The sequence below is a fragment of the Pseudomonas sp. NPDC096925 genome (assembly GCF_044762545.1).
Taxonomy (GTDB): domain Bacteria; phylum Pseudomonadota; class Gammaproteobacteria; order Pseudomonadales; family Pseudomonadaceae; genus Aquipseudomonas.
Genome location: NZ_JBIWEM010000013.1, coordinates 42,572 through 57,273 on the forward strand (window position 1 = coordinate 42,572; position 14,702 = coordinate 57,273).

Annotated in this window: 12 protein-coding genes and 4 tRNA genes; 1 reads left to right on the forward strand and 15 read right to left on the reverse strand. The window is 61.6% G+C overall.

The annotated features are described in order from the left end of the window. Window positions 1–85: 85 nt before the first annotated feature. From lon to ACIQYU_RS25325, 9 genes are all read right to left on the reverse strand, one after another. On the reverse strand, window positions 86–2,482 hold the full coding sequence (gene lon / locus ACIQYU_RS25285) for an endopeptidase La (RefSeq protein WP_402802646.1): 2,397 nt from the start codon (window positions 2,480–2,482) through the stop codon (window positions 86–88). Between the two features lie 164 nt (window positions 2,483–2,646). Continuing rightward, the gene (gene clpX, locus ACIQYU_RS25290) at window positions 2,647–3,930 is read right to left on the reverse strand and encodes an ATP-dependent Clp protease ATP-binding subunit ClpX (RefSeq protein ID WP_025338419.1); all 1,284 of its coding nucleotides are present in this window, start codon (window positions 3,928–3,930) and stop codon (window positions 2,647–2,649) included. Window positions 3,931–4,038: 108 nt separating this feature from the next. Continuing rightward, window positions 4,039–4,680, reverse strand: coding sequence for an ATP-dependent Clp endopeptidase proteolytic subunit ClpP (clpP, locus tag ACIQYU_RS25295; protein WP_003250240.1), 642 nt, complete (start codon window positions 4,678–4,680; stop codon window positions 4,039–4,041). A 91-nt stretch (window positions 4,681–4,771) separates the two neighbouring features. Then, window positions 4,772–6,085 carry a trigger factor gene (gene tig / locus ACIQYU_RS25300; RefSeq protein ID WP_402802648.1) on the reverse strand — a complete coding sequence of 438 codons (1,314 nt, stop codon included), beginning with the start codon at window positions 6,083–6,085 and terminating at the stop codon, window positions 4,772–4,774. A 246-nt stretch (window positions 6,086–6,331) separates the two neighbouring features. Beyond that, the gene (locus ACIQYU_RS25305; RefSeq protein WP_207835192.1) at window positions 6,332–6,631 is read right to left on the reverse strand and encodes a DUF6388 family protein; all 300 of its coding nucleotides are present in this window, start codon (window positions 6,629–6,631) and stop codon (window positions 6,332–6,334) included. A gap of 242 nt (window positions 6,632–6,873) precedes the next feature. Beyond that, window positions 6,874–6,949 (reverse strand) — tRNA-His (locus ACIQYU_RS25310). A gap of 44 nt (window positions 6,950–6,993) precedes the next feature. Then, a tRNA-Leu gene (locus tag ACIQYU_RS25315) sits at window positions 6,994–7,078 on the reverse strand. A gap of 52 nt (window positions 7,079–7,130) precedes the next feature. Further along, a tRNA-His gene (locus tag ACIQYU_RS25320) sits at window positions 7,131–7,206 on the reverse strand. Between the two features lie 41 nt (window positions 7,207–7,247). Beyond that, window positions 7,248–7,324: transfer RNA gene (locus ACIQYU_RS25325), tRNA-Arg, on the reverse strand. 271 nt (window positions 7,325–7,595) lie between these two features. On the opposite strand from ACIQYU_RS25325, the gene folD reads away from it, so the two are divergent. Then, on the forward strand, window positions 7,596–8,450 hold the full coding sequence (gene folD, locus ACIQYU_RS25330) for a bifunctional methylenetetrahydrofolate dehydrogenase/methenyltetrahydrofolate cyclohydrolase FolD (protein ID WP_063914005.1): 855 nt from the start codon (window positions 7,596–7,598) through the stop codon (window positions 8,448–8,450). A gap of 186 nt (window positions 8,451–8,636) precedes the next feature. On the opposite strand, the gene ACIQYU_RS25335 is transcribed toward folD, so the two are convergent. Genes ACIQYU_RS25335 through ACIQYU_RS25360 form a run of 6 tightly spaced genes read right to left on the reverse strand, consistent with a single transcriptional unit; the run spans window position 8,637 to window position 14,556 of the window. Further along, the gene (locus ACIQYU_RS25335) at window positions 8,637–10,376 is read right to left on the reverse strand and encodes an ABC transporter substrate-binding protein (protein WP_207835190.1); all 1,740 of its coding nucleotides are present in this window, start codon (window positions 10,374–10,376) and stop codon (window positions 8,637–8,639) included. A gap of 39 nt (window positions 10,377–10,415) precedes the next feature. Beyond that, window positions 10,416–10,688 carry a DUF2160 domain-containing protein gene (locus tag ACIQYU_RS25340; protein ID WP_013971877.1) on the reverse strand — a complete coding sequence of 91 codons (273 nt, stop codon included), beginning with the start codon at window positions 10,686–10,688 and terminating at the stop codon, window positions 10,416–10,418. 12 nt (window positions 10,689–10,700) lie between these two features. Beyond that, window positions 10,701–11,501: a carbohydrate ABC transporter permease gene (locus ACIQYU_RS25345; protein ID WP_013971876.1), complete on the reverse strand. Its 801-nt coding sequence runs from the start codon at window positions 11,499–11,501 to the stop codon at window positions 10,701–10,703. Window positions 11,502–11,504: 3 nt separating this feature from the next. Beyond that, the gene (locus ACIQYU_RS25350; RefSeq protein WP_013971875.1) at window positions 11,505–12,368 is read right to left on the reverse strand and encodes a carbohydrate ABC transporter permease; all 864 of its coding nucleotides are present in this window, start codon (window positions 12,366–12,368) and stop codon (window positions 11,505–11,507) included. Next, a complete protein-coding gene (locus ACIQYU_RS25355) occupies window positions 12,365–13,462 on the reverse strand; it encodes an ABC transporter ATP-binding protein (protein ID WP_233688345.1) in 1,098 nt (365 codons plus the stop codon). The genes ACIQYU_RS25350 and ACIQYU_RS25355 overlap by 4 nt, the downstream gene beginning before the upstream one ends. After that, on the reverse strand, window positions 13,462–14,556 hold the full coding sequence (locus ACIQYU_RS25360; RefSeq protein WP_233688346.1) for an ABC transporter ATP-binding protein: 1,095 nt from the start codon (window positions 14,554–14,556) through the stop codon (window positions 13,462–13,464). The genes ACIQYU_RS25355 and ACIQYU_RS25360 overlap by 1 nt, the downstream gene beginning before the upstream one ends. Window positions 14,557–14,702: the final 146 nt, after the last annotated feature.

Consider the following 14,702-nt stretch of genomic DNA (forward strand, 5'->3'; position numbering starts at 1 on the left):
GCTGGGTGGCCTGATGACAATAGCGTGCCGCTTTATAGCAAGGCCCCGAAAAAACTGTCAAGGAAAGCCCCCCAGCCAAAAACTACTAATGCGTGCTGATTCTTTCCTTAGCATCGCCGTCGCGCTTTTCATCTTTCGCGACAATCTCCGGAGCCACATCTGGCAAGGGCTCCGGGGCGTATTGCAGCGCAATTTGCAGGACTTCGTCAATCCATTTGACTGGTTTGATCTGCAGATCCTGTTTGATATTTTCCGGAATCTCCTTCAGATCGCGAACATTCTCCTCGGGAATGATCACCGTCTTGATCCCGCCACGGTGTGCCGCCAGCAGTTTTTCCTTCAACCCGCCAATGGCCAGCACCTGGCCACGCAGGGTGATTTCGCCGGTCATGGCCACGTCGGCACGTACCGGAATCTGCGTCAGCGCCGACACCAGCGCGGTGCACATGCCGATACCGGCACTTGGGCCGTCCTTCGGCGTGGCGCCTTCAGGCATGTGGATATGCACGTCGTGCTTCTCATGGAAGTCGGCGGCAATCCCCAGGCTGCGGGCGCGGCTGCGCACCACGGTCTGCGCGGCAGTGATCGACTCGACCATGACATCGCCCAGCGAGCCGGTCTTGATCAGCTGGCCCTTGCCAGGGATGACCACGGCTTCGATGGTCAGCAATTCGCCGCCCACCTGGGTCCAGGCCAGGCCGGTAACCTGGCCGATCTGGTCCTGCTGCTCGGCCAGGCCGTAGCGGAACTTGCGCACGCCCAGCAGGTGCTCCAGCTGCTCGCTGGCCACCTTGACCTTGACCTGCTTCTGCCCGGTATGTTCCTTGACCACCTTGCGGCAGACCTTGGCGATTTGCCGCTCCAGGCCACGCACACCGGCTTCGCGGGTGTAGAAGCGGATGATGTCACGGATCGCCGAGACGTCGACTTCCAACTCGTCCTTCTTCAAACCGTTGGCCTTGACCTGCTTGGGCACCAGGTACTTGACCGCGATGTTGATCTTCTCGTCTTCGGTGTAGCCCGGCAGGCGAATGACTTCCATCCGGTCGAGCAACGCCGGCGGGATGTTCATCGAGTTCGAGGTGCACAGGAACATCACGTCCGAGAGGTCGTAGTCGACCTCCAGGTAGTGGTCGTTGAAGTTGTGGTTCTGCTCCGGGTCAAGCACCTCAAGCAATGCCGACGCCGGGTCGCCACGCATGTCGCTGCCCATCTTGTCGATTTCGTCCAGCAGGAACAGCGGGTTACGCACCCCTACCTTGGTCATCTTCTGGATCAGACGGCCAGGCATGGAACCGATGTAGGTACGGCGATGGCCACGAATCTCGGCCTCGTCACGCACCCCACCGAGGGCCATGCGCACGAACTTGCGGTTGGTGGCAGCGGCAATCGACTCGGCCAGCGAGGTCTTGCCGACGCCGGGCGGGCCGACCAGGCACAGCACCGGGCCGCGGATTTTCTTGACGCGCTTCTGCACGGCAAGGTACTCGAGGATGCGTTCCTTGACCTCTTCCAGGCCATAGTGGTCGGCATCGAGGATTTCCTCGGCCTTGGCCAGGTCCAGGCGCACCTTGCTCTGGGCCTTCCACGGCACCTGCACCAACCAGTCGAGGTAGGAACGCACCACGGTGGCCTCGGCCGACATCGGCGACATCTGCTTGAGCTTGTTCAGCTCGGCCTGGGCCTTGGCCAACGCGTCCTTGGGCAGGCCAGCGGCTTCGATGCGCTTTTTCAGCTCTTCGACTTCGTTGTGGCCTTCGTCGCCATCGCCGAGTTCTTTCTGAATGGCCTTCATCTGCTCATTCAGGTAGTACTCGCGCTGGCTGCGCTCCATCTGCTTCTTGACCCGGCCGCGAATGCGCTTTTCGACCTGCAGCAAGTCGATTTCGGCATCCAGCAGCGCCAGTACGTGCTCGACACGGGTCGGCAGGTCGACGATTTCGAGAATTTCCTGTTTCTGCTCGATCTGCAGGGCCATGTGCGCGGCCATGGTATCGACCAGGCGCCCTGGCTCTTCGATGCTGTTCAGCGAAGACAGCACTTCGGCCGGGACTTTCTTGCCCAGCTGCACGTACTGCTCGAACTGCGACAGCAGCGTGCGCACGAACACTTCCGACTCGCGCTCGGCGGCGTCGACTTCGTCGATCAGGGAAACTTCGGCACGGATGTGCCCTTCTACTTCGCTGAAACGCTCGACAGCGCCGCGCTGCTCGCCCTCGACCAGCACCTTGACGGTGCCATCGGGCAGTTTCAGCAATTGCAGCACGGTGGCAACGGTACCGACGCGGTACAGGGCGTCCTCGCCCGGATCATCGTCGGCCGGGTTTTTCTGGGCCAGCAGGAGGATCTGCTTTTCGCCCGTCATCGCCGCCTCAAGGGCTTCGATGGACTTTTCGCGCCCCACGAACAGCGGGATGACCATATGCGGGTAAACAACGACATCGCGCAATGGCAAAAGAGGCAAGTCGAGGGTGGTCTTCATGATTTCGCCTCTACAGCGGCCTTATGGCCGGAAACCGGTGGAAATGATGCTTGGACCTAATGTGGGGGCACGCTTGGGAAATTACAAGCGCTAGCGCAGGAAAAGCAGAAAGGGGCCCGTAGGCCCCCTTCTTGCTTGCAACCGTCAACCGGCCATTGCCTGGATCAGGCGTCCGGCGCGGCCTTGGCTTGCGGCTCGCTGTTCTCGTAGATCATCAGCGGCTGCGAGGTGCCATCGATGACGCTCTCGTCGATCACCACCTTGCTGACATCCTTCTTCGAAGGAATCTCGTACATGGTGTCGAGCAGCACGCCTTCGAGGATCGAACGCAGGCCACGGGCGCCAGTCTTGCGCTCCAGGGCCTTGCGCGCTACGGCCTTGAGCGCATCGCTGCGGAACTCGAGGTCGACGCTTTCCATCTCGAACAGCTTGGCATACTGCTTGGTCAGGGCGTTCTTCGGCTCGGTGAGGATCTGCATCAACGCAGCCTCGTCCAGTTCGTCGAGGGTTGCCAGTACCGGCAGACGGCCGACGAATTCCGGGATCAGGCCAAACTTGACCAGATCGTCCGGCTCGACCTCACGCAGGGACTCGCCAACCTTCTTGCCCTCTTCCTTGCTGCGTACTTCGGCGCCAAAACCGATGCCACCCTTGGTGGAGCGGTTCTGGATGACCTTTTCCAGGCCCGAGAAGGCGCCACCGCAGATGAACAGGATGTTGCGGGTGTCGACCTGCAGGAATTCCTGTTGCGGGTGCTTGCGGCCGCCTTGCGGCGGAACCGAAGCCACGGTGCCTTCGATCAGCTTCAGCAATGCCTGCTGCACGCCCTCGCCCGAGACGTCACGGGTGATGGACGGGTTGTCCGACTTGCGCGAGATCTTGTCGATCTCGTCGATGTAGACAATGCCCATCTGGGCCTTCTCCACGTCGTAGTCGCACTTCTGCAACAGCTTCTGGATGATGTTCTCGACGTCCTCACCCACGTAACCGGCTTCGGTCAGGGTGGTGGCGTCAGCAATGGTGAACGGTACGTTCAACAGGCGTGCAAGGGTTTCGGCGAGCAGGGTCTTGCCCGAGCCGGTCGGCCCGATGAGCAGGATGTTGCTCTTGCCGAGTTCGACTTCGTCACCCTTCTTGTCACGCTGGTTCAGGCGCTTGTAGTGGTTGTACACCGCTACGGCAAGCACCTTCTTCGCGCGCTCCTGACCAATGACGTACTGGTCCAGGATACCGCTGATTTCTTTCGGCGAAGGCAATTTGTGCGCGCTGCTCTCGGCCTGGGCTTCCTGCACCTCCTCACGGATGATGTCATTGCACAGGTCGACGCACTCGTCGCAGATAAATACCGAGGGCCCGGCAATCAGTTTGCGCACTTCGTGCTGGCTTTTGCCGCAGAAGGAGCAATAAAGCAATTTGCCGCTGTCCTCGCCGTTACGGGTGTCAGTCATTCGATCGATCCAATCCGGTAGGCTTGCAACACAAGATGAAGGCAATTGCGGGCTTTTTCAAGTCCGCAGGTAGGCGCTTTCCGCGCCCACCTGCTCTGGCACCCCGGTTCAGGAGGCCAGTTGCCGCTTGTCGTAGACCGAGTCGATCAGGCCGTACTCGGCCGCGCGCGAGGCGCTCATGAAGTTGTCACGTTCGGTGTCGCGCTTGATGGTCTCGAGCTCCTGGCCGGTGTGGTAGGCCAGCAGTTCGTTGAGACGGGCCTTGATATTGAGGATTTCCTGGGCGTGGATCTCGATATCGGTGGCCTGGCCCTGGAAGCCGCCCAGCGGCTGGTGGATCATCACGCGCGAGTTCGGCAGGCAGTGACGCTTGCCCTTGGCACCTGCAGCCAGCAGGAAGGCACCCATGCTGCAGGCCTGGCCGATGCAGATGGTCGAGACGTCCGGCTTGATGAACTGCATGGTGTCGTAGATCGACATGCCGGCGGTGACGGAACCGCCCGGCGAGTTGATGTAGAGATGGATATCCTTGTCCGGGTTTTCCGCTTCAAGGAACAGCAGTTGCGCCACGACGAGGTTGGCCATGTAGTCCTCTACCGGGCCAACCAGGAAGATCACACGCTCCTTCAACAGGCGCGAGTAGATGTCGTAAGCGCGTTCGCCACGGGCGGACTGCTCGATAACCATCGGGACCAGGCCGCCTGCGGCCTGGATGTCAGAGCTCTGCTGAATATAAGAATTGCGGGACATGTCCTGCGCTCACTCCCAAATAGTCATGGCTTGAATACGCACAAGCCAGCGCGAAGGCTGGCTTGTGGGGGTTTCCTACGAGAGAAGCCTGTTACTCAGCGGCGGCTGGAGCCTGTGCTGGTTTAACGGCATCTTCGTACGAGACCGACTTGTCGGTCACAGTCGCTTTCTGCAGAACAGTATCTACAACTTGTTCTTCCAGCACAACCGAACGGACTTCGTTCAGTTGCTGGTCGTTCTTGTAGTACCAGGCGATGACCTGCTCAGGCTCTTGGTAAGCCGAAGCCATTTCCTCGATCATTTCGCGAACCTTGCCTTCGTCCGGCTTCAGTTCGAACTGCTTGACCACTTCGGCGACGATCAGGCCCAGGACCACACGGCGCTTGGCTTGTTCTTCGAACAGCTCGGCCGGCAGTTGCTCAGGCTTGATGTTGCCACCGAACTGCTGAACAGCCTGCACGCGCAGACGGTTGACTTCGTTTTCCAGCAGGGCTTTCGGCACTTCGATCGGGTTGGCAGCCAGCAGACCGTCCATGACCTGGTTCTTCACCTTGGCCTTGATGGCCTGGCGCAGTTCACGCTCCATGTTCTTGCGAACTTCGGTGCGGAAGCCTTCCAGGGTCGATTCCTTGATGCCGAACTGGGCGAAGAACTCTTCGTTCAGCTCTGGCAGCACAGGAGCGGCAACGCTGTTGACGGTGATGGTGAACTCGGCGGCTTTGCCAGCCAGGTCCAGGTTCTGGTAGTCCTCAGGGAAGGTCACGTTGACAACGCGCTCTTCACCAGCCTTGGCGCCAACCAGGCCGCCTTCGAAGCCAGGGATCATGCGGCCGGAGCCCAGTACCAGCTGGGTGCCCTTGGCCGAACCACCGGCGAACACTTCACCGTCGACCTTGCCGACGAAGTCGATGTTGACCTGGTCGTCATTCTGCGCAGCGCGCTCGACGGCCTCGAAGCGGGTGTTCTGCTTGCGCAGCACTTCCAGCATGTTGTCCAGGTCGGCGTCAGCCACTTCGGCGCTCAGGCGCTCGACGCTGATCGACTCGAGGCCGCCAACGGTGAATTCCGGGAACACTTCGAAGATGGCGACGAATTCCAGGTCCTTGCCCTTTTCGAAGGACTTGGGCTCTACTGCAGGGGCGCCAGCCGGGTTCAGCTTCTGCTCGACGATGGCTTCGTAGAAGGAAGCCTGGACCAGGTCACCGAAAGCCTCTTGGCGAGCATCGGCTTCGAAACGCTGACGGATCACGCTCATCGGCACTTTGCCTGGGCGGAAGCCGGCAACCTTGGCGCGCTTGGCAGTCTGCTGCAGACGCTTGTTGACTTCGTTCTCGACGCGCTCGGCCGGAACGGCGATGGTCATGCGGCGCTCGAGAGCGGAAGTGTTTTCAACAGAAACTTGCATGGATATTCCTCGTTGCACAGACGTTAGCCGGCGTTTGCCCGACTCCAGAATCAAGGGCAAGTATTCTAGTGAGTCGCGCAGCAGAAGTCACCCCACTCGGGACGACGGGAAACCACGCCGGTCGATTAACTTTCAAGGCCCGCACGACATAGCGCCGGACCTGCTTCAATGGGGGCCGCACGACGCCCGGGGCGACCTGCAGCCGAAATACCTTGTCAAACAACTGCCACCAACGAATTCGCTTCCTTATGCAGGGTCGATTTCATTGAACTGGCAGTACTCCTCCCACTCCATCCCCAGCGCCTCGGCGACCTCGCGGTGCGTCTCCAGGCGCATGGCCTGCAGTTGCTCCGGGGTTTCGGCGATCAGTTGCAGGGCCAGCTCCCAAGGCTGGATACCCTGCTCCTCGGCCGCATCCTCGAATGCCCATTCGATCTGCTGGGCCTGCTCGCGCGGATCCAGCTCGCGGATCTCCTCGAGCAGCTGCGGATTGGCCTCGGCAAAGCGCTGTAGCGCCAGGGCCTGACGGGCTTCTTTTGCGATCATCGGGTTGTTCCTCTGCCGGCCAATTGGGCCGGTGTTTCAACCGGCTGAAATCTAACAGCTTTTATTGGGGTGTCACCAGAGGATTGCAAGGGGGAATTGCGTCGCGGTCGCTAGTTTCTGGCATGAGGTTTGTGGCGCTCGATCTCACAGGCGCCAGAACACTCAAGACATGCACACCGCAGCCACACAACCCCAAAACAAAAAGGCGCCCGATCTCACGATCAAGGCGCCTTTCAAGAATATGGGGTGGACGATGGGAATCGAACCCACGACAACTGGAATCACAATCCAGCGCTCTACCAACTGAGCTACGCCCACCATATTGCGGTCTTGCGATGTTGCGGTACAGCCTTACAGAAGCATGGTGCGGACGAAGAGACTCGAACTCTTACAGCTTGCGCCGCTGGAACCTAAATCCAGTGTGTCTACCAATTTCACCACGTCCGCGTAACGCTTAAAACAAAGGCGCCAGATGCTATCGAGGCGCCTTTGAAGAATATGGGGTGGACGATGGGAATCGAACCCACGACAACTGGAATCACAATCCAGCGCTCTACCAACTGAGCTACGCCCACCATATTGCATTACAGCCTACTTGCTTGCCAAAGCTGCCTAATGGCGCACCCGGCAGGACTCGAACCTGCGACCATCCGCTTAGAAGGCGGATGCTCTATCCAGCTGAGCTACGGGCGCTTAAGCTTGAAGCCTAACCGAACGAGACATTAACAGATAACTGCTAAACCACTCATTCTGCCCGACTTCGCCAACCAGTGCTAGGCTGTGCCCGACAAGTGCGGCGAATCTTATAGGCGAGCCTGAAAGTCGTCAACACCTTTCTAAAAAAAATTTAAATTATTTAAGGGCTTAGGGGATTTGCCCGACCACCCGCCTTTGCCCTTGGCCCGTGTCGTGCGAGAATGCGCCCTCTTTAATTGTTTCCTTCTCGATGGTTAATCACGCGTCTATGACTGCACACCTAATCGATGGCAAGGCGATCGCCGCCAGCCTGCGCCAGCAGATCGCTCAACGTGTCGTGGAGCGTCGCCAGCAAGGCCTGCGCACTCCGGGCCTGGCGGTGATCCTGGTCGGCACCGACCCCGCCTCCCAAGTCTATGTCTCGCACAAGCGCAAGGACTGCGAAGAGGTCGGCTTCATTTCGCAGGCGTTCGACCTGCCTAGCGAAACCTCGCAGCAGGCCCTGACCGAGCTGATCGACCGCCTCAATGACGATCCGGCCGTCGACGGCATCCTGCTGCAGCTGCCGCTGCCGGCGCACCTGGACGCCTCGCTGCTGCTCGAGCGCATCCGCCCGGACAAGGACGTGGACGGCTTCCACCCTTACAACATCGGCCGCCTGGCCCAGCGCATCCCGCTGCTGCGCCCGTGCACGCCGAAGGGCATCATGACCCTGCTGGAAAGCACCGGCCAGGACCTGTACGGCATGAACGCGGTCATCGTCGGTGCGTCCAACATCGTTGGCCGCCCGATGGCCATGGAACTGCTGCTGGCCGGCTGCACCGTGACCGTCTGCCACCGCTTTACCAAGGACCTGGCCGGCCACGTCGGCCGCGCCGACCTGGTGGTCGTGGCTGCAGGCAAGCCGGGCCTGGTCAAGGGTGAATGGATCAAGGAAGGCGCCATTGTCATCGACGTGGGCATCAACCGCCAGGAAGACGGCAAGCTGGTCGGCGACGTAGTCTACGAGACCGCCCTGCCGCGCGCCGGCTGGATCACGCCGGTGCCAGGTGGCGTCGGGCCGATGACCCGGGCATGCCTGCTGGAAAACACGCTGTATGCGGCGGAAGAGCTGCACAAGTAATACCGCGTGAATGAAAACGGCACCTCTGGCAGGTGCCGTTTTTTTTGGCTGAAGTTTCTTGATGGCTGCACCGTCCTCTTCGCGGATAAACCCGCTCCCACAGGGGGACATCACAGCCTTCGTGGACTGCACGGTCCCTGTGGGAGCGGGTTTACCCGCGAAGAGGCCCGCGCGGTATTCAGCCGATCACTTCCTGGCCGCCTCCCACGACTTCAGCAGTTCGCTGTAGCTGACCGTCTCGCCCTTGGGCTTTTCGTTGGCCAGCTTCGGTTTCGGCGCACCGGGCTGGTCGAACCAGTACTGGGCATCCTTCTCCGGGTTCAGCTTCGGTGCGCACGTGGCCTGAGCGTTGGACCGCTGCAAGCGCTCCATCATCCGGTCCTGGTCGCGGGCCAGGCCGTCCAGCGCTTCCTGCGGGGTCTTCTCGCCACTGGCCACCTCGGCGATGTGGCTCCACCACAACTGCGCCAAGCGCGGGTAATCCGGCACATTGGTACCGGTTGGCGTCCACTGTACCCGCGCCGGGCTGCGGTAGAACTCCACCAGCCCGCCCAGCTTGGGCGCCAGCTCGGTCATGGCCTGGGAGTTGATGTCCGATTCGCGAATCGGCGTGAGGCCAACGATGGTCTTTTTCAGCGACACGGTCTTGGAAGTGACGAACTGGGCGTACAGCCACGCCGCCAGGCGTTGCTTCTCGGGAGTGGATTTGAAGAAGGTCCACGAGCCAGTGTCCTGGTAGCCCAGCTTCATGCCCTCCTCCCAGTACGGCCCCTTCGGCGAAGGCGCCATGCGCCACTTCGGCGTGCCATCGGCATTCACCACCGGCAACCCGGGCTTGGTCATGTCGGCGGTAAACGCGGTGTACCAGAAGATCTGCTGGGCAATGTTGCCCTGGGCCGGCACCGGGCCGGCTTCGGAGAAGGTCATGCCCTGGGCTTCCTTGGGCGCATAGGCACGCATCCAGTCCACGTATTTCTGTGTGGCATAGACGGCGGCCGGGCCGTTGGTGTCGCCGCCTCGGGTCACGCTGGAACCCACCGGGTGGCAGTCCTCCACGCGGATGCCCCATTCGTCCACCGGCAAACCATTGGGCAGGCCTTTGTCGCCGCCACCCGCCATCGAGAACCAGGCATCGGTGAAACGCCAACCCAGCGACGGGTCTTTCTTGCCGTAGTCCATGTGGCCATAGACGCGCTTGCCGTCGATTTCCTTGACGTCTTCGGTGAAGAACCTGGCAATGTCCTCGTAGGCCGACCAGTTCACCGGTACGCCAAGCTCGTAGCCGTACTTTTCCTTGAACCTGGCCTTCAGCTCGGGCCGTTCGAACCAGTCGGCACGGAACCAGTAGAGGTTGGCGAACTGCTGATCGGGCAGTTGGTAGACCTTGCCATCCGGCGCGGTGGTGAAGGAAATGCCGATGAAGTCCTTCAGGTCCAGGGTCGGCGAGGTGTAGTCCTTGCCTTCGTTGGCCATCAGGTCGGTGATCGATTCCACCTTGCCGTAGCGAAAGTGCGTACCGATCAGGTCGGAGTCGTTGACCCAGCCGTCATAGATGTTCTTGTCCGACTGCATCTGTGTCTGCAGCTTTTCCACCACGTCGCCTTCCTGCAGCAAATCGTGGGTCAGCTGGATACCGGTGATCTCGCTGAAGGCCTTGGCCAACACCTTGGACTCGTATTCATGGGTGGTGATGGTTTCCGACACCACGTTGATCTTCATGCCACGGAACGGCTCGGCAGCCTTTATGAACCACTTCAACTCGGCCAGCTGCTGTTCAGGGGTAAGGGTCGAAGGCTTGAACTCGCTGCCGAGCCACTTCTTGGCCGCGTCCTCGTACTGGTCTGCCCAGGCTGTGCCCTGCACGCTGGCCAGTACCAGCAACGCGGCCAGGGTCAAATGTCGCCTGTTGTACTTGTTGTCGAACATTGTGATCTCCCGTTTCAGTTATCCCACAGGGCCGCTCGCTCAGCCCCAGCGCAGCACCACCACCAGCCACGCCAGCGACAGCAGCGAGGCCACCCACAATGGCCACTCGCTGACGCCAACCACCAGCAAATGCAGGTAGGCGCTGGCCAGCAGGCCGATGAACAAGCGGTCGCCACGGCTGGTGACCAGCGGCAGGAAGCCACGCCGCTCCACGCAGGGGCGGCGCAATTCCAGCAGCGTCATGCCCAGCAGCAGCACGCCGACGGCGGCGAAGAACAGCGCCGTCGGCAAGGTCCAGGCCATCCACTCCATGCCTTGCCCTCCTCACACCCGGCCCAGGGCGAAGCCCTTGGCCACATGGTTGCGCACGAACCAGATCACCAGCATGCCCGGCAAGATGGTCAGTACCCCCGCCGCCGCCAGCACACCCCAATCGATGCCCGAGGCCGACACGGTTCGGGTCATCACCGCGGCGATCGGCTTGGCATTCACCGAGGTCAGGGTGCGCGCCAGCAGCAGCTCGACCCAGGAAAACATGAAACAGAAAAACGCCGTCACGCCGATGCCGGAGCCAATCAGCGGAATGAAGATTTTCACGAAGAAGCGCGGGAAGCTGTAGCCATCGATGTAGGCCGTTTCGTCGATTTCCTTCGGCACACCGGACATGAACCCCTCAAGGATCCACACCGCCAGCGGCACATTGAACAGGCAGTGGGCCAGGGCCACGGCGATATGGGTATCGAACAGGCCGATCGACGAATACAGCTGGAAGAACGGCAGCAGGAACACCGCCGGTGGCGCCATGCGGTTGGTCAGCAGCCAGAAGAACAGGTGCCGGTCACCAAGGAAGCGGTAGCGCGAGAAGGCATACGCCGCAGGCAGCGCCACCAGCAGTGAAATCAGCGTGTTCAGGCACACGTAGTACAGCGAATTGATGTAGCCGCTGTACCAGCTGGCATCGGTGAAGATCACCCGGTAGTTGTCGAGGGTGAACGCCTGTGGCCACAGGGTCAGGCCGCCGAGGATCTCGGTGTTGCTCTTGAACGACATGTTCAGCAGCCAGTAGATCGGCACCAGCAGGAAGAAGAAGTACAGCAGCAGGGCCAGCGATTTGCGTGTGCTCATGGCCTAGTCCTTGTCGGCATGGGTCATGGCTGTGTAGAACAGCCACGACACCAGCAGGATGATCAGGAAGTACACCAGCGAGAACGCCGCCGCCGGGCCCAGGTCGAACTGCCCGACAGCCATGCGCGTGAGGGTCTGGCTGAGGAAGGTGGTGGCGTTGCCGGGCCCGCCACCGGTCAGCACGAAGGGCTCGGTGTAGATCATGAAGCTGTCCATGAAGCGCAGCATCACCGCGATCAGCAGCACGTTCTTCAGCTTGGGCAACTGGATATGGCGGAACACCGCCCAGCCCGAGGCGCGGTCGATGCGCGCGGCCTGGTAGTACACATCGGGAATGGCGCGCAGCCCTGAGTAACAGAGCAACGCCACCAGCGACGTCCAGTGCCACACATCCATCACCAGCACGGTCAGCCAAGCGTCGAACGGGTCGCCGGCGTAGTTGTAGCTGACCCCGAGTTTGGCCAGGGTGGCGCCGAGCAGGCCGATATCGGCACGGCCGAAAATCTGCCAGATGGTGCCGACCACGTTCCACGGGATCAGTAACGGGATGGCCATGACGATCAGGCACACCGAAGCCATGCGCCCCTTGGTCGGCATGGTCAGGGCAATGGCGATGCCCAGCGGGATCTCGATCAGCAGCACGCAGGCGGAATAGATGAACTGGCGCAGCAGTGCATCGTGCAGCGCCGGGTCGCGCAGCACCTGGCGGTACCAGTCGGCGCCGACGAAGTAGCGGTTGGACTGGTCGAAGATGTCCTGCACCGAGTAGTTGACCACCGTCATCATCGGCACCACCGCACTGAATGCCACCAGCAGGAACACCGGCAGCACCAGCCACCAGGCCTTGTTGTTCGGCACCTTGTTCATGGCCCGGCCTCCAGCAGCACATCGTCCAGGTACAGCATCAGCCACTGCGCCGGCAGGCTGACCCAGGCCTGGTCCACCGGCAGCGGGCGGTCCTCGCCCAGGCGCGCCTTGAGCGCCACACCGCCCAGTTCAAGGGTGACGATGCGGTAGGTGCCCAGGTCCTCGATGTCCAGCACCCGTGCCGGGTAGGCGTCATCGAACGGGCTGTCCCACAGCTGCACGAATTCCGGGCGGATGCCCACCTGCAGGCGCCCGCCCGCCGTCGCTGCCAGGCGCTCGCGCAAGCCGTCGGGCAGCTCCAGGTGAATATCGCCGAACACCACCCCGTCCGCTTCGGCGCGCACCTCGATCAGGTTCATCCCCGGGCTGCCGATGAAGTAACCGACGAAGGTATGCCGCGGTCGTTCGAACAGTTCGCGCGGGGTACCGAACTGGACAATGCGCCCGCCATGCATCACCGCGATCTTGTCGGCGAACGTCGAGGCCTCCAACTGGTCGTGGGTGACGTAGATCATGGTGATGTTGAACTGCTCGTGGATCTGCTTGAGTTTGCGCCGCAGCTTCCACTTCAGGTGCGGGTCGATCACCGTCAGCGGCTCGTCGAACAGGATCGCCGACACGTCATCGCGCACCAGCCCACGGCCCATGGAGACCTTCTGCTTTTCGTCGGCACTGAGGTTGCGCGCCTTCTTGCGCAGCACGGCCGACAGATCAAGCACCTCGGCAATCTCCTCCACCCGGGCCTGCACCCGGGCTGCGTCCAGCCCCTGGTTGCGCAAGGGAAACGCCAGGTTGTCGAACACCGTCATGGTGTCGTACACCACCGGGAACTGGAACACCTGGGCGATGTTGCGTGCCTGCGGTGACAGCTGGTTGACCGGCTTGCCGTCGAACAGCACCTCGCCGTGGGACGGTGTCAGCAGCCCGGAAATGATGTTGAGCAAGGTCGACTTGCCGCAGCCCGACGGCCCGAGCAAGGCGTAGGCACCGCCCTGCTCCCACACATGCTCCAGCGCATGCAGGGCATAGTCCGCCTCGCTGGCGGGCTGGCGGCTGTAGCTGTGCGCCAGTTGGCGCAGGCGAATTTCGGCCATCACCCTCTCCTTGCCTGGCGCAGCCCCGGGGCCTGCACCAGCGCCCCGGCGCTGTCGAACACGAACAGCTTGTGGGTAGGGATGAACACGCGGATCGGCGTATCCACCTGGTATTCGTGCACCCCTGGCAGGTGCAGGATCATGCGCCAATGTTCGTTGCGCACATGCAGGAAGGTTTCTGAACCACTGATCTCGGCCAGCTCCACCAGCACCGACAATTCCAGGTCGTCGTCGTGAGCCGGCACCAGGCTGATGTGGCTGGGCCGTACGCCAAAGCGGTAGTCACCCTCGGCAAGCGGCCGCAAGTCGGCATTGCGGGCAAAGTGCACGGCCTGGGCCAGGCTCACATCGTTGCCGCTGATACGGCCAGGCACCAGGTTGATCGGTGGTTCGGAAAACAGCTCGGCAGCCAGCACGCTGCCCGGGCGCTGGTAGACCTCGGCGGTAGGCCCGCTCTGGACGATACGGCCCTCATGCACCAGGGTGGTGGTGCCGCCCAGTGCCAGCGCCTCGTTGGGCTCGGTGGTGGCATACACGGCAATGCAGTGGCGCGCCGCGAACAGTTCGCGCAGTTCCTGGCGCAGACCCTCGCGCAGCTTGTAGTCGAGGTTGACCAGCGGCTCGTCGAACAGGATCAGCGAGGCATCCTTGACCAGCGCCCGAGCCATCGCCGTGCGTTGCTGCTGGCCACCGGACAGCTCCAGCGGCAGGCGCTGCAGGTAGGCTTCGATGCGCAGCATCTCGGCGGTTTCCTGCACCCGCCGGCGAATCTCGGGCTCGGCCATGCGTGCCTGGCGCAGCGGTGACGCAATATTCTCGTACACGTTGAGGGTCGGGTAATTGATGAACTGCTGATACACCATCGACACATTGCGCTGGCGCACCGGCACGCCAGTCACGTCCTGGCCATCCATCAGCACCCGCCCCCGGTCCGGGCGGTCGAGCCCGGCCATCAGGCGCATCAGGCTGGTCTTGCCGGCCAGGGTGCGGCCCAGCAGCACGTTGAACGAGCCGGGCTCGAAACGCAGTGAGGCATCGACGATCCAGGCCTGGTTGTCGACGCTGCGGCTGACCTGTTCCAGCACCAGAGACATGGCGTGGCCTTCTTGTGGTTATTGTCTGCCGGGCACAGCCAGTTTCGTGCCAGTTGCACCGCGACCGTCTGACCCGGGGCCTGCCAGGCAAGCCCCGGCCAATCGCAGGTTCACAAATGAACACAAGCACTGAACAACTGAACACT